Origin of the sequence: Streptomyces sp. NRRL F-2664, from assembly GCF_000719345.1 — a bacterium.
In the GTDB taxonomy this organism is placed as follows: Bacteria; Actinomycetota; Actinomycetes; order Streptomycetales; family Streptomycetaceae; genus Streptomyces.
The window spans coordinates 1-255 of the sequence record NZ_JOFX01000556.1 but is presented as its reverse complement, the minus strand read 5'-3'; the positions used below and the strand labels follow the sequence as shown (position 1 = coordinate 255).

Genomic DNA, 255 nt, shown 5'->3' with positions numbered 1-255 from the left:
CCTCAACCAGCGGCGAGGTCACGGCGGTGCCCTCCTACGGTGCCGGCGGCATCCCGCAGAGCACGGTGCTGAGCCCGGCCGCACCGGAGACCTATCCGGGGCAGGAGTTCACCGCAGCCCTCACCCACGACCTCGCCGGACGCCAGACGGCTAAAACCCTCACCCAGGGCGCGCCCGGCCAGGGCGACACCCGCACCGGTGTGCGCAGCACCTACGATCCGGCCGGGCGCCTGGCGTCCCAGACCGACCAGCTCG

The 255-nt window shown here is 73.7% G+C and carries 1 protein-coding gene; it reads left to right on the top strand.

From position 1 onward, the window contains the following. Positions 1-26 precede the first annotated feature (26 nt). The coding region (locus tag IF89_RS40225) for a hypothetical protein (RefSeq protein ID WP_043195180.1) at positions 27-255 on the top strand (229 nt) is incomplete at its 3' end.